This is a genomic window from Azohydromonas lata NBRC 102462 (genome assembly GCF_001571085.1).
GTDB lineage: Bacteria > Pseudomonadota > Gammaproteobacteria > Burkholderiales > Burkholderiaceae_C > Azohydromonas > Azohydromonas lata.
Genome location: NZ_BCTC01000131.1, coordinates 1 through 16,046 on the forward strand (window position 1 = coordinate 1; position 16,046 = coordinate 16,046).

The 16,046-nt window shown below is 66.7% G+C and carries 17 protein-coding genes, 1 tRNA gene and 1 pseudogene; 18 read left to right on the plus strand and 1 reads right to left on the minus strand.

Annotated elements, in window-relative coordinates:
* The first annotated feature begins 44 nt into the window (after nt 1-44).
* From ALA01S_RS27070 to ALA01S_RS27090, 5 genes are all read left to right on the plus strand, one after another.
* Nucleotides 45-120 (plus strand) — tRNA-Ala (locus tag ALA01S_RS27070).
* A 325-nt stretch (nt 121-445) separates the two neighbouring features.
* Entirely contained in the window at nt 446-1,039 is a 594-nt protein-coding gene (phaR, locus tag ALA01S_RS27075; protein ID WP_066342388.1) for a polyhydroxyalkanoate synthesis repressor PhaR, read from the plus strand.
* Nucleotides 1,040-1,061: 22 nt separating this feature from the next.
* Nucleotides 1,062-2,468: a 30S ribosomal protein S12 methylthiotransferase RimO gene (rimO, locus tag ALA01S_RS27080; protein ID WP_066342389.1), complete on the plus strand. Its 1,407-nt coding sequence runs from the start codon at nt 1,062-1,064 to the stop codon at nt 2,466-2,468.
* The gene (locus ALA01S_RS27085) at nt 2,465-3,649 is read left to right on the plus strand and encodes a PLP-dependent transferase (RefSeq protein ID WP_066342390.1); all 1,185 of its coding nucleotides are present in this window, start codon (nt 2,465-2,467) and stop codon (nt 3,647-3,649) included. The genes rimO and ALA01S_RS27085 overlap by 4 nt, the downstream gene beginning before the upstream one ends.
* Nucleotides 3,646-4,752 carry an acyltransferase family protein gene (locus ALA01S_RS27090; protein ID WP_066342391.1) on the plus strand — a complete coding sequence of 369 codons (1,107 nt, stop codon included), beginning with the start codon at nt 3,646-3,648 and terminating at the stop codon, nt 4,750-4,752. Before ALA01S_RS27085 ends, ALA01S_RS27090 begins: the two co-directional genes overlap by 4 nt.
* Before the next feature lie 246 nt (nt 4,753-4,998).
* Here ALA01S_RS27090 and smpB read toward each other — a convergent pair whose 3' ends face one another.
* On the minus strand, nt 4,999-5,475 hold the full coding sequence (gene smpB, locus ALA01S_RS27095) for an SsrA-binding protein SmpB (RefSeq protein WP_066342392.1): 477 nt from the start codon (nt 5,473-5,475) through the stop codon (nt 4,999-5,001).
* A 47-nt stretch (nt 5,476-5,522) separates the two neighbouring features.
* On the opposite strand from smpB, the gene ALA01S_RS27100 reads away from it, so the two are divergent.
* The 13 genes and pseudogenes from ALA01S_RS27100 to ALA01S_RS34500 form a co-directional block, all read left to right on the plus strand.
* Complete coding sequence (locus ALA01S_RS27100) at nt 5,523-5,975, plus strand: type II toxin-antitoxin system RatA family toxin (protein WP_066342393.1); 453 nt, start codon at nt 5,523-5,525, stop codon at nt 5,973-5,975.
* 16 nt (nt 5,976-5,991) lie between these two features.
* Nucleotides 5,992-6,288 (plus strand): RnfH family protein, encoded by a 297-nt coding sequence (locus tag ALA01S_RS27105; RefSeq protein ID WP_066342394.1) that lies wholly within the window; start codon nt 5,992-5,994, stop codon nt 6,286-6,288.
* Nucleotides 6,289-6,432: 144 nt separating this feature from the next.
* Nucleotides 6,433-7,905 carry an IMP dehydrogenase gene (gene guaB / locus ALA01S_RS27110; RefSeq protein WP_066342395.1) on the plus strand — a complete coding sequence of 491 codons (1,473 nt, stop codon included), beginning with the start codon at nt 6,433-6,435 and terminating at the stop codon, nt 7,903-7,905.
* Between the two features lie 12 nt (nt 7,906-7,917).
* Entirely contained in the window at nt 7,918-9,219 is a 1,302-nt protein-coding gene (locus ALA01S_RS27115; RefSeq protein WP_238455972.1) for an MFS transporter, read from the plus strand.
* A gap of 11 nt (nt 9,220-9,230) precedes the next feature.
* Nucleotides 9,231-10,814: a glutamine-hydrolyzing GMP synthase gene (gene guaA / locus ALA01S_RS27120; protein WP_066342396.1), complete on the plus strand. Its 1,584-nt coding sequence runs from the start codon at nt 9,231-9,233 to the stop codon at nt 10,812-10,814.
* Nucleotides 10,815-11,143: 329 nt separating this feature from the next.
* Entirely contained in the window at nt 11,144-11,908 is a 765-nt protein-coding gene (locus tag ALA01S_RS33590; protein ID WP_169806030.1) for an esterase/lipase family protein, read from the plus strand.
* Nucleotides 11,909-12,000: 92 nt separating this feature from the next.
* Nucleotides 12,001-12,216, plus strand: a complete 216-nt coding sequence (locus ALA01S_RS27130; protein ID WP_066342398.1) for a hypothetical protein — start codon at nt 12,001-12,003, stop codon at nt 12,214-12,216.
* 19 nt (nt 12,217-12,235) lie between these two features.
* Nucleotides 12,236-12,778 (plus strand): tRNA adenosine(34) deaminase TadA, encoded by a 543-nt coding sequence (gene tadA / locus ALA01S_RS27135; protein ID WP_066342399.1) that lies wholly within the window; start codon nt 12,236-12,238, stop codon nt 12,776-12,778.
* 288 nt (nt 12,779-13,066) lie between these two features.
* Nucleotides 13,067-13,387 carry an ArsR/SmtB family transcription factor gene (locus ALA01S_RS27140; RefSeq protein WP_066342400.1) on the plus strand — a complete coding sequence of 107 codons (321 nt, stop codon included), beginning with the start codon at nt 13,067-13,069 and terminating at the stop codon, nt 13,385-13,387.
* A 36-nt stretch (nt 13,388-13,423) separates the two neighbouring features.
* Nucleotides 13,424-13,900 (plus strand): annotated as a pseudogene (locus tag ALA01S_RS35070) (ArsI/CadI family heavy metal resistance metalloenzyme); the annotation flags it as partial.
* Nucleotides 13,901-14,162: 262 nt separating this feature from the next.
* On the plus strand, nt 14,163-14,666 hold the full coding sequence (locus tag ALA01S_RS27150) for an arsenate reductase ArsC (protein ID WP_066342402.1): 504 nt from the start codon (nt 14,163-14,165) through the stop codon (nt 14,664-14,666).
* A 16-nt stretch (nt 14,667-14,682) separates the two neighbouring features.
* Nucleotides 14,683-15,768, plus strand: coding sequence for an ACR3 family arsenite efflux transporter (gene arsB / locus ALA01S_RS27155; RefSeq protein WP_066342403.1), 1,086 nt, complete (start codon nt 14,683-14,685; stop codon nt 15,766-15,768).
* A gap of 66 nt (nt 15,769-15,834) precedes the next feature.
* The coding region (locus ALA01S_RS34500; protein ID WP_218011538.1) for a hypothetical protein at nt 15,835-16,046 on the plus strand (212 nt) is incomplete at its 3' end.

The following is a 16,046-nucleotide window of genomic DNA, read 5'->3' on the forward strand; positions in this document are numbered from 1 at the left end:
GTATTTTTGATTTTATGGCTTGAACGGCGCATATTCCGATTTTCGGGGGTATAGCTCAGCTGGGAGAGCGCTTGCATGGCATGCAAGAGGTCAGCGGTTCGATCCCGCTTACCTCCACCACCGTCCTCGCGCGGTGGGGGCGCGGCGTTCAAGGTGTGAAGTCGAGGCTGGAGGCCATCCGTGTGGATGGCCTTTTTGCTTTGGCGGCAGCGTTTTTGCCCCTGTCGTTCGTGATCTGCAAGAGAAAGTGAGCGGGCGGCAGAAGAAAGCGCCGGGTCCGCTGCAGCGCGGTGGCGGCCGCAAGCCGCGATGAGGGCTCCAGTCCTCCCGGTCGGGACGAAAGCTGCCGTTGCCATCGTGTTGCTACTGTGAATTCCTGGCTGGGCGCATCTTTGTCTCATCGTGGAGCGCCTAAAATCCTCGGGTTTGTTACGGAGGTCTCTTTATGCCTTTGAAGCGTCCAGGCGGTACGGCTGGCGATGCGGACACCGCTCAGGACGGCGGACCGCGCATCCTCAAGAAGTACCCCAACCGTCGTCTCTATGACACGCAGACCAGCGCCTACATCACGCTGGCCGACGTGAAAACGATGGTGCTGGATGGCGACGACTTCGAAGTGCGCGACGCCAAGAGCGGCGAGGACCTCACGCGCAGCATCCTTTTGCAAATCATCCTGGAAGAGGAAACCGGCGGCGTGCCGATGTTTTCCACCCAGATGCTGGCGCACATCATCCGTTTCTACGGCCACGCCATGCAGGGCCTGATGGGCTCCTACCTGGAAAAGAATCTGCAGACCTTCGTCGAATTGCAAAGCCGCCTGGCCGAGCAGGGCAGGGGGCTGTACGACGCCCAGAAATACACGCCGGAAATGTGGACGCAATTCCTGAGCGGGCAGGCGCCGTTGATGCAGGGCCTGATGAGCAATTACATGGAGCAATCCACGAAATTGTTCACACAAATGCAGGAACAGATGCAAAAACAGGCCGAATCCTTGTTCCCCGGCATGCCCGGTTTTCCCGGGACAAAACGTCAGCCTTGAAGTTTGCGGGACAATTCCCGCCATGACTGACCGCATTACCTCCGCCGCGCCGCAAGGGGCGGCGCCCACCATTGGATTCGTGTCCCTGGGCTGCCCCAAGGCCCTCACGGATTCCGAGCTGATCCTCACCCAGCTGCGCGCCGAGGGTTACGAAACCAGCAAGACCTACGCTGGAGCCGATCTCGTGATCGTGAACACCTGCGGCTTCATCGACGATGCGGTCAAGGAAAGCCTGGACACGATCGGCGAGGCCCTGGCCGAGAACGGCAAGGTGATCGTCACCGGCTGCCTGGGTGCCCGCACCGGGCAGCAGGGCGGCGACAACCTCGTGCGCGAGGTGCACCCCAAGGTGCTGGCCGTCACCGGCCCCCATGCCACGCAGGAAGTGATGGACGCGGTGCACCAGCACGTGCCCAAGCCGCACGACCCATTCATGGACCTGGTGCCCGAGGCGCGAGGTGCCGCCGGCATCAAGCTCACGCCCAAGCACTACGCGTATCTGAAGATCAGCGAGGGCTGCAACCACCGCTGCAGCTTCTGCATCATCCCCAGCCTGCGCGGCGACCTGGTCTCGCGCCCCATCGGCGACGTGTTGGGCGAGGCCCGCGCGCTGTTCGAGTCCGGCGTGAAGGAGCTGCTGGTCGTCAGCCAGGACACCAGCGCCTACGGCGTGGACGTGAAGTACCGCACCGGCTTCTGGGACGGCAAGCCCGTGCGCACGCGCATGCTGGAGCTGTGCGAGCAGCTCGGCGCGCTGGCCGAGCAGTACGGCGCCTGGGTGCGGCTGCACTACGTCTACCCGTACCCGCACGTGGACGAAGTGCTGCCGCTCATGGCCACCGGCCGCATCCTGCCGTACCTGGACATCCCGCTGCAGCACGCCCACCCCGACGTGCTCAAGCGCATGAAGCGCCCGGCCAGCGGCGAGCGCCACCTGGAGCGCATCGCCAAGTGGCGTGAAATCTGCCCGGAGCTGGTCATCCGCAGCACCTTCATTGCGGGTTTTCCCGGAGAAACCGAGGAAGAATTCGTCTACCTGTTGCAGTTCATGCAGGAGGCGCAAATCGACCGCGCGGGCTGCTTCGCCTACTCGCCGGTGCAGGGCGCCACGGCCAATGAGCTGTCCGGTGCCGTGCCGGATGCCGTGCGCGAGGAACGCCGCGCGCGCTTCATGGCCACCGCGGAAGCCCTCTCGGTGCAGAAGCTGCAGCGCCGCGTCGGCGCCACCATGCAGGTGCTGGTGGACAGCGCCCCGGCCCTGGGCCGCAAGGGGGGCGTTGGCCGCACTTACGCCGATGCGCCGGAAATCGACGGCACCGTGCGCATCCTCCCCCCCGAAAAAGCCTCGCGCACGCTCAAGGTGGGAGAGTTCACCCGCGTGCGCATCGTGGCCGCGGAAGGGCACGACCTGGTTGGCATGCCCGTATGACCGAAAAGTCGCGCAGTACCTCGCTGATCCATCACGACTACGTGCCCCCGGCGGATTTCGCCTCGCCCGTGGTCGGCGTGCACAAGGCTTCCACCGTGTTCTTCCCGAACACGGCGGCGCTGCGCACGCACAGTTGGCTGGACAAGTCGGCCTACACCTACGGCCTGCACGGCACGCCCACCACCTTCACGCTGGAGGCGCGCATCGCCTCGCTGGAAGGCGGCCAGCAGGCGCTGCTGGCCCCCAGCGGGCTCGCCGCCATCTCGCTGGTGGACATGGCGCTGCTGGCCCAGGACGACGAGCTGCTGCTGCCCGACAACGCCTATGGGCCCGGCAAGACGTTGGCGCGGCATGAGCTGCGGAGCTGGGGCATCACGCACCGGGTCTACGACGCCATGGACCCGGCCTCGCTGGCCGCGCTGCTCTCGCCCAAAGTGAAACTGGTGTGGCTGGAGGCCGCGGGCTCCGTGACCATGGAGTTCCCGGATCTGCGCGCGCTCATCAAGGCCATCCGCGAGCACGCCCCTCGGGCCGTGATCGCGCTGGACAACACCTGGGGCGCCGGCATCGCCTTCGACGCCTTCGCCCTCGGCGTGGACCTCACGGTGCACGCCCTCACGAAATATCCCTCCGGCGGCGGCGACGTGCTCATGGGCTCCGTCGTCACGGCGGACGAGCGCCTCTACAAGCGCCTGGCCCTGGCCCACAGCCGCTTGGGGCTTGGCGTGGGCCTGAACGACGTGGAAGCCGTGCTGCGCTCGCTGCCCTCGCTGCCGCTGCGCTACGCGGCGCAGGACGCCGCGGGCCGCGAGCTTGCGCGCTGGTGCGAGCAGCGGCCGGAGTTCGTCCGCGTGCTGCACCCCGCACTGCCCGGCGCGCCCGGCCACGAGGCCTGGGCCGACACCTGCTCGGCCGCGGCCGGCCTCTTCGCCGTGGAGCTGGATGCGCGCTACACGCCCGCGCAGGCCGACGCGGTGGTGGATGCGCTGAAATTCTTCCGCATCGGCTGGTCCTGGGGCGGGCCCATCAGCCTGGCCGTGCCCTACGACGCGGCCAGCCTGCGCGAGCGGCCCACGCCCTACCGCGGCACGCTCATCCGCTTCAGCCTGGGGCTGGAAGCGGTTGAAGACCTGATCGCCGACCTGGAGCAGGCGCTCGCCGTCCTGGACGAGCGAGCATGAAGTCCGCCGCCTCCCGTTGGGCGCACGTGGATGCGCTCAAGGCCGTCGCGTGCCAGTTGATCGTCCTGCACCACCTGGCCTTCTACGGGCCGATGTCGGACGTGGCCTCGCCCCTGGCACCGGGCCTCTTCGAATGGCTGTCCCAGCATGCCCGCGTGGCGGTGCAGGTGTTCCTGGTGCTGGGCGGCTTCCTGGCCGCGCGCAGCCTGGCGCCGCAAGGCCGCCTCAAGCCGCAGGCCGCGCCCTGGGGCCTGCTGGGCGACCGCTACGCGCGCCTGGTGCTGCCCTATGCGGCCATGCTGCTGATCGCCATTGCCGCCTCGGCGCTGGCCGGCGAGTGGATGGAGCACGACAGCATCTCCAACCCGCCGCGCCCGGCGCAGTTGCTGGCGCACGTGCTGCTGCTGCACGACCTGCTGGACTTCGAGGCCCTCTCGGCCGGCGTCTGGTACGTGGCCATCGATTTCCAGCTCTACGCCATGCTGCTGGGCCTGCTGGCCCTGGGCGCGTGGATGGAGCGCGAAGGGGGCCTGCGCCGCCGCATGGCGCCGGGCCTGGTGCTGCTGGCCGTGGGCGGCTCGCTGCTGTACTTCAACCTGCAGTCCGGCTGGGACGAGGTGGCGCTGTATTTCTTCGGCGCCTACGGCCTGGGCGTGCTGGTGGCGTGGTGGAGCGGCCCCCGGCCGCGCAAGGTGGCGCTCGTCGCCCTGGGCGTGCTGGTGGTGGTTGCCCTGGCAACCGAGTTCCGCGAACGCGTTGCCGTGGCGGCGCTGGTGGCGCTGCTGCTGGGCGTGCTGCAGTGGCGCCCGCACTGGGTGCCCAAGGCGCAGGGCCGCGCTGGGCGCGCCATGGCCTACGTCTCGCGCATCAGCTACGGCGTGTTCCTGGTGCACTTCCCGGTGTGCCTGGTGGTGAACGCGGCGTTCACGGCCTTCATGCCGGCTGAGCCGCTGTGGCAGGCGCTGGGCATCGCGGTGGCATGGGGTTCAAGCCTGTGCGCCGGGGCGCTGTTCCACCACCACGTGGAGCTGCGCGCCATGGCCTGGATCGCCGCGCGCAAGGCGCGCGTGCAGGGGCACAGCGGGAGTTATCGGCTGAGGTGAGGGGGAATGACGAAGTGAGGGCGTTGGCCGAAAGCTCAATCGCCGCACTCTCTACTTCGTCATGCCCGCGAAAGCGGGCATCCACGATCGCCGAGGTGCAGCCTTCGAACTGCGTCGCGTGATGCCGCCGTATCCAGGGCGCCGTATCGGCGCGCGTGGATGCCCGCTTTCGCGGGCATGACGGATCAGAGGGCGGGGCGGGTCGGCTTACGGCCGTAGCAAAGCATGAGCCTCACCCAGCCCACATCACGCCTTCGTCGACACCTTGTGCCGCATCAGCCGCCCCTTTTCGCGCTCCCAGTCGCGCTGCTTTTCGGTCTCGCGCTTGTCGTGCTGGGCCTTGCCCTTGGCCAGGGCGATCTGCGCCTTCACCAGGCCGTTCTTGTAGTGAAGGTTCAAGGGGACGAGCGTGAAGCCGCGCTGCTCGACCTTGCCGATGAGGCGGCGGATCTCCTCCTTCTTCATCAGCAGCTTCTTGGTCCGGTCAGGCTCGGGCAAGACGTGCGTGGAGGCGCTGCGCAGCGCATTGATGCGGCAACCGATGAGGAACAGCTCCCCATCGCGGATGACGACGTAGCCGTCGGTGAGCTGGATCTGGCCGGCGCGAATGGCCTTGACCTCCCAGCCCGCAAGCACCATGCCGGCCTCGAATTGCTCCTCGATGTGGTACTCGAAGCGGGCGCGGCGGTTCTCGGCGATAAGTGCGGAATTGGAGGGCGGCATGTGCAAAAAGATGGGGCCGGACGCGGCCCCTACAATCCCGCCATTGTATGAAGCACGTGAAGAAGTCGGTCCTGCTGTGGTACACGCCGCGCGAGATCTATGACCTGGTGACCGGCGTCGAGGACTATCCGGCCTTCCTGCCTTGGTGCGACCGCGCCGAGGTGCTGGATCGCGCCGAGAACGCGATGACCGCCAGGCTGCATCTCCATTACGCCGGCGTGCGCCACAACTTCACCACCCGCAACACCCAGGTCCCCGGCCGCGAGGTCCGCATGGAGCTGGTGGACGGGCCGTTCTCCATGCTCGACGGCACCTGGATCTTCCACCCCCTGGGCGCCCCCGGCACCGAGCCCAAGGCCTGCCGCATCGAGTTCGACCTGCGCTACGCCTTCTCCAGCCGCGCGCTGGAGCTGGTCGTGAGCCCCGTCTTCGACCGCATCGCCAACACCTTCGTCGATGCCTTCGTGAAGCGCGCCGAGCAGGTCCACGGCCCGCGCTGAAGAAGAAAGCTCCCCCATGCAAGTCGAAGTCGTCTTCAGCCCCGCGCCGCGCGAAGTGGACGTGGTGAGGCTGCAACTGGCCGACGGCGCCACGCTGCAGCAGGCCGTGCAGGAAAGCGGATTGCTCACGAAATATCCACACTTCAGCGTGCAGTCCCTGTCCTTCAGCGTCTGGGGCCGCGCCGAAGCGGCAGACCACCCGCTGCGCGAAGGCGACCGCGTGGAGCTTTGCCGCGGCCTTCAGGTGGACCCCAAGGAGGCCCGCCGCGTGCGCTACCAGGCCCAGGGCGGACGCCGCAAACGCCCTGCCTGACAGGGCTTTACGAGGGCTGCTCTTCGGCGGGAGCCCTCCCGCCCGTGCACGGCGTGATGCGTTGCACAAGCCCCGTGGCACCCGGACGAAGGGAACATGCAAGGGGGGTTTCCTATAATCCGCTTTTGCGTCTGGAGCCTTCTCATGCGCCTACTTGGCAAAGCACTCACCTTCGACGACGTGTTGTTGGTGCCGGCTTTCTCCCAGGTCCTGCCCCGCGATACCAGCCTCGCCACCAAGCTGTCTCGCAACATCTCGCTGAACCTGCCCCTGGTGTCCGCCGCGATGGACACCGTCACCGAAGCCCGCCTCGCGATCACCATCGCCCAGGAAGGCGGCATCGGCATCGTTCACAAGAACCTCAGCCCGCAACAGCAGGCCGCCGAAGTGGCCCGCGTCAAGCGCTATGAGTCGGGCCTGCTGCGCGATCCCCTGACGGTCACCCCCGACACCCCCGTGCGCCAGGTCAAGGCGCTGTCCGAGCACCACGGCATCTCCGGCTTCCCCGTGCTGGAAGGCAAGACGGTGGTGGGCATCGTCACCGGCCGCGACCTGCGCTTCGAGACGCGCATGGACGCTCCCGTGCGCGAGATCATGACCCCACGCGAGCGCCTGGTCACGGTCAAGGAAGGCGCCTCGCTGGAAGAGGGCAAGGCCCTGATGCACAAGCACAAGCTGGAGCGCGTGCTGGTGGTCAACGACGCCTTCGAGCTGCGCGGCCTGATGACCGTCAAGGACATCACCAAGCAGACCAACTTCCCCAACGCCGCGCGTGACGCGCACGGCAAGCTGCGCGTGGGCGCGGCCGTCGGCGTGGGCGAGGGCACAGAGGAGCGCGTGGAGCTGCTCGTGAAGGCTGGCGTGGACGTGCTGGTGGTCGACACCGCCCACGGCCACAGCCTCGGCGTGCTGGAGCGCGTGCGCTGGGTGAAGCAGAACTTCCCGCAGGTGGACGTCATCGGCGGCAACATCGCCACCGGCGCCGCCGCGCTGGCCCTCGTTGAGAACGGCGCCGACGGCGTGAAGGTCGGCATCGGCCCCGGCTCCATCTGCACCACCCGCATCGTCGCGGGCGTGGGCGTGCCGCAGATCACCGCCATCGACAACGTCGCCACCGCGCTGCAGGGCACGGGCGTGCCGCTGATCGCCGACGGCGGCATCCGCTACTCCGGCGACATCGCCAAGGCCGTCGCCGCCGGTGCCAGCACCGTGATGATGGGCGGCATGTTCGCCGGCACCGAGGAGTCGCCGGGCGAGGTCTTCCTATTCCAGGGCCGCAGCTACAAGGGCTACCGCGGCATGGGCTCCATCGGCGCCATGAAGGCCGGTTCCGCCGACCGCTACTTCCAGGAAAACGACGAGACCACCAACCCCAACGCGGACAAGCTGGTGCCGGAAGGCATCGAAGGCCGCGTGCCCTACAAGGGCTCGATGATCAGCATCGTCTTCCAGATGGCCGGTGGCCTGCGCGCCTCCATGGGCTACTGCGGCTGCGCCACGATCGCGCAGATGCACGAGCGTGCCGAGTTCGTCGAGATCACCAGCGCCGGCGTGCGCGAGAGCCACGTCCACGACGTGCAGATCACGAAGGAAGCGCCCAACTACCGCATGGAATAAGCGGGCGCGGCCGTGACGACTGCAGGACCCACTCCCGACCAGAACGACCAGCCCGGGCAGGGCGGCAACAGCACCCGCGGCTCCGGCCGCCGCGCCGCCATGCCCTTCATCCTGGTCACGGTGCTGATAGACATGATGTCCATCGGCATGATCTTCCCGGTGTTGCCCGTGCTGGTAGGCCACTTCACCGGCAGCGCGACGGACCAGGCCTTCTGGTTCGGCATGCTGAGCCTGGGCTTCGCCGTGGCGAACTTCTTCGGCTCGCCCCTGTTGGGCGCGATGTCCGACCGCTACGGCCGCCGCCCCGTGCTGCTGATCGGATTCTGCGGCCTGGCCTTCACCTTCTTCGCCACCGCCTGGGCGCCCGCCTTGGGCGCGCTGCTGCTGGTGCGCGTGATAGGCGGCGCGCTGCAGGCCAACTCGGCCGTGGCGCAGTCCTACGTGGCCGACATCAGCACGCCGCAGGAGCGCGCCAAGCGCTTCGGCATGCTGGGGGCGACGTTCGGCGTCGGCTTCATCCTGGGCCCCGTCACCGGCGGCCTGCTGGGTGACATCGACGTGCACCTGCCGTTCTACGTGGCCGGGTGCCTGGCGCTGCTCAACACGGCCTACGGCCTGTTCGTGTTGCCCGAGAGCCTGCCGGCCGCCAGCCGCCGCGCCTTCGAGTGGAAGCGGGCCAACCCCGTGTCCGCGCTGCGCGAGCTGAGCCAGTTGCGCGGCATTGGCCCGCTGGTGGCCGTGATCGCCCTGGGCAACCTGGCGCAGTTCACCATGCACTCCAGCTGGGTGCTCTACACCAGCCTGAAGTTCGGCTGGGGCCCGCGCGAGAACGGCTGGAGCCTGTTCGTGGTGGGCGTCATGTCCGTGCTGGTGCAGGGCGGGCTGATGCGCCAGTTCCTCAAGCGCACCACGCCGCAGCGGCTGGTGCAGCTGGGACTGGTGTCGTCCTCGCTGTGCTATCTGGTCTGGGGCCTCGCGCCGGTGGGCTGGATGATGTACGCCGTGGTCTTCTTCAACGTGCTGGGCTTCACCGTCACGGCCTCGTTGCAGAGCCTGGTGTCCAACGCCGCCGACGCCTCGCGCCAGGGCCGCACCATGGGCTCCGTTTCCTCTCTTGGCAGCCTGATGGCCGTCGTGGCGCCGCTCACCGGCGCCGGGCTGCTGTCGCTGGTGTCGCACCGTCCGCAGGGCGACATCTGGATAGGCCTTCCCTTCTACTTCTGCGCGCTGCTGCAGGCCGTGTCGGCCGTCATCGCCATGCGCCACTTCCGACGCCAGCGCAGCGCCACCGCCGCCGCCTCCACGGCGGCCTGAGAGCACTCCTCATGCACGACAAGATCCTCATCCTCGATTTCGGCTCGCAGGTCACGCAGCTCATCGCGCGCCGGGTGCGCGAGGCGCACGTGTATTGCGAGATCCATCCCAACGACGTGTCGGACGACTTCATCAAGTCCTTCGCGCCCAAGGGCATCATCCTGTCGGGCAGCCACGGCAGCACCTACGAAGACCACGAGCTGCGCGCCCCGCAGGCCGTGTGGGACGCCGGCGTCCCGGTGCTGGGCATCTGCTACGGCATGCAGACCATGGCCCACCAGCTCGGCGGCAAGGTGGAGTGGAGCGACCACCGCGAGTTCGGCTACGCCGAGGTCCGCGCCCACGGCCACACGCAACTGCTGCAGGGCATCGAGGACTTCACCACGGCCGAAGGCCACGGGATGCTCAAGGTCTGGATGAGCCACGGCGACAAGGTCACCGCGCTGCCCCCGGGCTTCAAGCTGATGGCTTCCACGCCGTCCTGCGAATTCGCCGGCATGGCCGACGAAGACCGCCGCTACTACGCCGTGCAGTTCCACCCCGAGGTGACGCACACGCTGCAGGGCGCGGCCATGCTCAACCGCTTCGTGCTCGACATCGCCGGCTGCAAGCCGGACTGGGTGATGAACGACTACATCGAGGAGGCGGTGGCCCGCATCCGCGAGCAGGTGGGCGACGAGGAAGTGATCCTGGGCCTGTCCGGCGGCGTGGATTCCAGCGTCGCCGCGGCGCTGATCCACCGTGCCATTGGCGACCAGCTCACCTGCGTGTTCGTGGACCACGGCCTGCTGCGCCTGAACGAAGGCCGCATGGTGATGGAGATGTTCGCCGGCAAGCTGCACGCCAAGGTCGTGCACGTGGACGCCACCGGGCAGTTCATGGGCCACCTCAAGGGCGTGAGCGACCCCGAGCAGAAGCGCAAGATCATCGGCCGCGAGTTCGTGGAAGTCTTCCAGGCCGAGGCCAAGAAGCTGACCAACGCCAAGTGGCTGGCGCAGGGCACGATCTACCCCGACGTGGTCGAGTCCGGCGGCACCAAGACCAAGAAGGCCGTGACCATCAAGAGCCACCACAACGTGGGCGGCCTGCCGGAGACGCTGGGCCTGAAGCTGCTGGAGCCGCTGCGCGAGCTGTTCAAGGACGAGGTGCGCGAGCTGGGCGTGGCGCTGGGCCTGCCGCCGGAGATGGTGTACCGCCATCCGTTCCCCGGCCCGGGCCTGGGCGTGCGCATCCTGGGCGAAGTGAAGCAGGAATACGCCGACCTGCTGCGCCGGGCCGACGCGATCTTCATCGAGGAGCTGCGCGCCGCGCGCGACTCGCACAGCAACAAGAGCTGGTACGACCTGACCAGCCAGGCCTTCGCCGTCTTCCTGCCCGTCAAGAGCGTGGGCGTGATGGGCGACGGCCGCACCTACGACTACGTCGTCGCGCTGCGCGCCGTGCAAACCACCGACTTCATGACGGCCGATTGGGCCGAGCTGCCTTATTCGCTGCTCAAGAAGGTGTCGGGGCGGATCATCAATGAGGTGCGCGGGATTTCTCGCGTGACTTATGACGTTTCGTCTAAGCCGCCGGCGACGATTGAGTGGGAATAAAGGTGGAGCGGCTTGAAAAGGCCGCTTGACGTCTGATTAAGGCCGTTGACGCTGGGTTAGGAACCTGGGGTCAACGGCTTTTTTGATGGTTTGTGATTAATGGGTGAAATTTTCTTGGAAGCAAATGATTTTTAAAGCAGTCAGTTCGAATGGGTTTGAAATATCTGAGGTCTTTGTAGAACGCTTACTAAGAAAGAAAGCAGCGACTGGACAAGAGCCTGCTTAAAGAGGCATCAGTGTTGCCGTTGACTTACAAGTCAGGCGATTGCGGTTGTTCTGGACGCCTGAAAATTGTTTGCTCGGCAATGGTCGTTCAGGAGAGAAGCGACATGGCAAACATCGTACTGGCTCATGGATTTCTGGGGTTTGGCGAAAATTTTTGGCCGGTAGGTGAGAATTACATCAAATATTTCAATGGGGTGAAAGCCGCGCTGGAGAAACATGGGCATCGCGTGCTGGTGCCATCAGTAAGTCCACTGGGCTCCCTAGATAATCGCAGCCAGCAATTGGCCGATGCCATTGTCAATTGGCTAGGCGATTCGGAATTGTCCATCATTGCACACAGTATGGGTGGTCTGGATGCACGGCGTGTCATCGCCAGATACGAGGCGGTGGGGCGCCGTATCAAGAATCTCGTCGCCGTTGCTACACCCCATTTCGGCACGCCCGTCGCTGACGCGTTCCTGAACGACACCCATGTGCTCTATGCCCATATTCCCGGTTGGCTGCGGGATGTCTTCAAACGAGATGCTGGAGCGTTGCATGATCTGAAAACAAGAACGGAATTGCATGATCCGGACCGTTCAAGCGTTCATTACAAGGAGGTGGCCTGCGTGGCTCAGAATGTCGGCCATGGTTCGTTGCTGTTCGAATTGACGCGTGCCCTGGGTCAATTGGAGGGGCAAAATGACGGCTTGGTGACGTTGAAATCTGCCTGCTGTCCACCCCGATCGCCGAGTGCCGTCTGGTTGGTCGACCATGGCGGTGCAATAGGTTGGCCCTCCGATTACATGGGAATTTCCGCATTTCGTGCCGTCTTTTTCCCGCCAGCGGAACATGTGGCCCGATATGTGGCGCTTGCGGCGCAATTTTGAACTGCGGTGCGCGCTCTGGCTAACCTGCAAGTGATTTATTCAGCAGATCTTGCTTGAAGATTTGCTAATTTTTCGAGAACCTAAACTAGGGAATGTTCAGCTTTGGCGAGTTTTGCATGCGCCGGGTGCGGCGCACTTTTCCTGAGTTGTTGATTATCCTAATCGCCAGCTATGCCTTCGACTGGTTTTCGCTGCTGCAGATGAGCCGCAGCTATTCGGTCAATAATTCAGCCCTCCATGTTTTGATGCAGCCCGGGCCGCTCCCCGGCCGGGGCTTTTTGGTTGTATGTGCAGGTGGCTTTCGGTGAGTAACGGCGAGGTAAGGGCATGACCGCGCCCGCGGTGTTGAACGACGAGGCCGCCATGCGCCTGGCCCTGGCCCAGGCCACGCAAGCGCATGCGGCGGGCGAGGTGCCGGTGGGGGCTGTGATCGTGCTGAACGGCGAGGTCATCGCCTCCGGCTTCAACCAGCCCATCAGCACGCACGACCCCACGGCGCACGCCGAAGTCGTCGCCCTGCGCGCGGCGGCGCTGCGCCAGCGCAACTACCGGCTGCCCGACTGCGAGTTGTTCGTGACGCTGGAGCCCTGCGCCATGTGCGCCATGGCGCTGATGCACGCGCGGTTCAAGCGCATCGTCTTTGGCGCCACCGACCCCAAGACCGGCGTGGCCGGCTCAGTGCTCGACCTCTTCGGCTACCGCGAGCTGAACCACCAGACGCTCATAGAAGGCGGGCTGCTGGGCGAGGAGTGCGGCGACCTGCTGCGCAGCTTTTTTCGCGAGCGGCGGGCGCAGCAGAAGGCACTGCGGTTGGCGGCGGCGGAGGCGGGCGGGCAGGGTGGTTTGCCGCCCGGGGTGGACGGGGCTTAGCGGCTGCTAGGGGTATCCCGTCGGCTAAGGTGCTGCGCCTACTACTTCGTCATGCCCGCGAAAGCGGGCATCCACGAATGCCGAGGTACGGCCTTCAAACCGCATCGCCCAAGGCTGCCGCCAGCACTCCAGCACCCCGGCCAGGGTGGATGCCCGCTTTCGCGGGCATGACGGGTCAAGAAGCGAAACGCCCTTGCCGCTGGGCTGCCTCAAGAGATCCACTTTCCTCGCGGCACCGCCCCTTTCGTTGAGCTTGTCTTCCTCCAATATTTCTAGTAAATTGGAAATATGGAAGAGAAAGACGTTGTCCGATCCCTCGCCGCGCTGGCTCAACCGGCGCGTTTGCAGGCGTTTCGCGCGCTGGTCGTCGCGGGGCAGGCGGGGCTCACGCCCGGGGCGCTGGCCGAGGCGCTGGGGACGCCGGCCTCCACGCTGTCGTTCCACCTCAAGGAGCTGGCCAACGCTGGCCTGGTGTCGCAGGAGCGCGACGGCCGCAACCTCATCTACCGCGCCGCGTTCGACCAGATGAACGGGCTGCTGGCCTACCTCACCGAGAACTGCTGCCAGGGCGCGGCCTGCCTGCCCGCGGCCAAGCCCTGCGGCTGCTGAGCCCGCCGCTCACCCCACCACCCAAGGAGACCCGAGATGAAGCGATTCCACGTCCACCTGCACGTTGCCGACCTCGACAAGAGCGTCGCTTTCTATTCGAAGCTGTTCGCCGCCGAGCCGGCGCGGCTGGAGAGCGACTACGCCAAGTGGATGCTGGACGACCCCGCCGTGAACTTCGCCATCTCCACCCGCGGCGAGGCCGGCCACATCGACCACCTGGGCGTGCAGACCGACGACCCCGCCGAGCTCGCCGCCATGAAGGCCCGCGCCGAGGCCGCCGACATGGCGCTGCTGGACGAGGGCGCCACCACCTGCTGCTACGCCCGCAGCGAGAAGCACTGGATCACGGACCCGCAAGGCATCGCCTGGGAACACTTCCACACGCTGGGCAGCATCCCCGTGTTCCGCGAGGGCGAGGCTGCCGACGCTTCTGAAACCTGCTGCACGCCGGGGCAGGGGTCTGCGGCCGAAGCCGTGCCCGCTGCCGCCGCCGCGCAGGCGGCCGCGTGCTGCTCGCCCGTGACTGAAGCCGCGTCCACCGCGCCGGCCGAGTCCAGTGCCTGCTGCGTCCCGGCGCCGGCCGCCGCTGAGCCGCAGGCCGCCGCCTGCTGCACGCCGCGCGGCAAGCCGGTGGGCATCGCGGTGAAGTCAGCCGGCTCCTGCTGCTGACGTTTCACGCGGGCGGCGGCGCCGAGGCCCGGCCCGCCGCTGCCGGCGAGGTGCTGCCTCGCCGTCCCCGTTTCCCTTCCTTCGCCCTCACGCCCGCACCGCCGCGATGACCGTCCACGTCCTGATCCTCTGCACCCACAACTCCGCCCGCAGCGTGCTGGGCGAGGGCATGCTCAACCACCTGGCCGCGCGCCTCCAACGCGACGTGCGCGCCCACAGCGCCGGCAGCGCGCCCAGCGGTCGCATCAACCCCTTCGCGCTGGAGGCGCTGCACAACGCCGGGGTGGACACCAGTGCCTTTCGCAGCAAGTGCTGGGACGAGTTCACGGCCGAGGGGGCGCCGCCGCTGTCCATCGTCATCACCGTGTGCGACAGCGCCGCGTCCGAAACCTGCCCGGTGTTCTTCGGCGGTGCGGGCGAGCCGGTGAAGGTGCACTGGGGCTACCCCGATCCGTCCAACGCCGAGGGCGGCGATGAGGGCAAGCGCCGCGCTTTCGAGCTGACGCGACAGGCGATCGGCTACCGCATGCTGCAACTCCTGGCCCTCCCGCTGGAAAGCATGGGCCGCGACGCGCTGCAGGCGGCGCTGGCCGGCATTGGCCGAAGCTGAAGCGGGGAATCCAGCCATGAGCAACACGCTGAGCAAGGCAGCTCCCGCCGCCGCCGCCGTCAAGCCGGCGCCCATGAGCGTCTTCGAGCGCTGGCTGACCGTGTGGGTGTTTCTGTGCATCGTCGCCGGCATCGCGCTGGGTCAGATGCTGCCCGGCCCCGTCCAGGCCATAGGCCGCATGGAGGTGGCAAAGGTCAACCTGCCGGTGGGCTTGCTGATCTGGGTGATGGTCATCCCGATGCTGCTGAAAGTGGACTTCGGCTCGCTGCACCAGGTGCGCCACCACTGGCGCGGCATCGGCGTCACGCTGTTCGTGAACTGGGCCGTCAAGCCGTTTTCGATGGCGCTGCTGGGCTGGGTGTTCGTGCGCCACGTCTTCGCGCCGTACTTGCCGGCCGCGCAGTTGGACAGCTACGTGGCGGGTTTGATCCTGCTGGCCGCCGCGCCCTGCACGGCCATGGTGTTCGTGTGGAGCCGGCTGACCAACGGGCATCCGCTGTTCACGCTGTCGCAGGTGGCGCTCAACGACACCATCATGGTGTTCGCCTTCGCGCCCATCGTGGCGCTGCTGCTGGGCCTGTCGGCCATCACCGTGCCGTGGGACACGCTGGTCACGTCGGTGGTGCTCTACATCGTCATCCCGGTGATCGCCGCGCAGCTTTGGCGCAAGGCGCTGCTCAAGCGCGGGCAAGCGGCCTTCGACGCGGCGCTGGCGCGCATCGGCCCCTGGTCCATCACGGCGCTGCTGGCCACGCTGGTGCTGCTGTTCGCGTTCCAGGGCGAGGCCATCCTCAGGCAGCCGCTGGTGATCGCGATGCTGGCGGTGCCCATCCTGATCCAGGTCTTCTTCAATTCGGCCCTGGCGTACTGGCTCAACCGCCGGCTGGGCGAGTCGCACAGCGTGGCCTGCCCGTCGGCGCTGATCGGGGCGAGCAACTTCTTCGAACTGGCGGTGGCCGCGGCTATCAGCCTGTTCGGCTTCGAGTCCGGCGCGGCGCTGGCCACCGTGGTGGGCGTGCTCATCGAGGTGCCGGTGATGCTGCTGGTGGTGCGGGTCGTCAACCGCAGCAAGGGGTGGTACGAGGCGGGGGCGCACGGGTAAGACGGCCGATGCTTGATGGACTGACGCCCGGGAGAGGGCGCTTGCTGCATGCCATAAGTGCCGGCCGTGAGAAAGAACGTCGTCATTCCGGCGAAGGCCGGAATCCACGAGTGCCGGGGTATCGCTCTGAGGCATACCGAGGCGTACCAACGGGCTTCGCGCCAACATCGCGTCTGGCGGGCTGTAGGCCGAAGAAAAACCGCCGTCATCCCGGCGAAGGCCGGGATCCACGCGCACCAAGGTGTTGGCGTGAAGCCTGTTGGCACGCCGCGGTGCGC

Excerpts from the sequence above, each read along its gene's own strand:
- phaR (WP_066342388.1), top strand. The coding sequence starts at position 446 with ATGCCTTTGAAGCGTCCAGGCGGTACGGCTGGCGATGCGGACACCGCT.
- rimO (WP_066342389.1), top strand. The coding sequence starts at position 1,062 with ATGACTGACCGCATTACCTCCGCCGCGCCGCAAGGGGCGGCGCCCACC.
- ALA01S_RS27085 (WP_066342390.1), top strand. The coding sequence starts at position 2,465 with ATGACCGAAAAGTCGCGCAGTACCTCGCTGATCCATCACGACTACGTG.
- ALA01S_RS27090 (WP_066342391.1), top strand. The coding sequence starts at position 3,646 with ATGAAGTCCGCCGCCTCCCGTTGGGCGCACGTGGATGCGCTCAAGGCC.
- smpB (WP_066342392.1), bottom strand. The coding sequence starts at position 5,475 with ATGCCGCCCTCCAATTCCGCACTTATCGCCGAGAACCGCCGCGCCCGC.
- ALA01S_RS27100 (WP_066342393.1), top strand. The coding sequence starts at position 5,523 with ATGAAGCACGTGAAGAAGTCGGTCCTGCTGTGGTACACGCCGCGCGAG.
- ALA01S_RS27105 (WP_066342394.1), top strand. The coding sequence starts at position 5,992 with ATGCAAGTCGAAGTCGTCTTCAGCCCCGCGCCGCGCGAAGTGGACGTG.
- guaB (WP_066342395.1), top strand. The coding sequence starts at position 6,433 with ATGCGCCTACTTGGCAAAGCACTCACCTTCGACGACGTGTTGTTGGTG.
- guaA (WP_066342396.1), top strand. The coding sequence starts at position 9,231 with ATGCACGACAAGATCCTCATCCTCGATTTCGGCTCGCAGGTCACGCAG.
- ALA01S_RS33590 (WP_169806030.1), top strand. The coding sequence starts at position 11,144 with ATGGCAAACATCGTACTGGCTCATGGATTTCTGGGGTTTGGCGAAAAT.
- ALA01S_RS27130 (WP_066342398.1), top strand. The coding sequence starts at position 12,001 with ATGTTCAGCTTTGGCGAGTTTTGCATGCGCCGGGTGCGGCGCACTTTT.
- tadA (WP_066342399.1), top strand. The coding sequence starts at position 12,236 with ATGACCGCGCCCGCGGTGTTGAACGACGAGGCCGCCATGCGCCTGGCC.
- ALA01S_RS27140 (WP_066342400.1), top strand. The coding sequence starts at position 13,067 with ATGGAAGAGAAAGACGTTGTCCGATCCCTCGCCGCGCTGGCTCAACCG.
- ALA01S_RS27150 (WP_066342402.1), top strand. The coding sequence starts at position 14,163 with ATGACCGTCCACGTCCTGATCCTCTGCACCCACAACTCCGCCCGCAGC.
- arsB (WP_066342403.1), top strand. The coding sequence starts at position 14,683 with ATGAGCAACACGCTGAGCAAGGCAGCTCCCGCCGCCGCCGCCGTCAAG.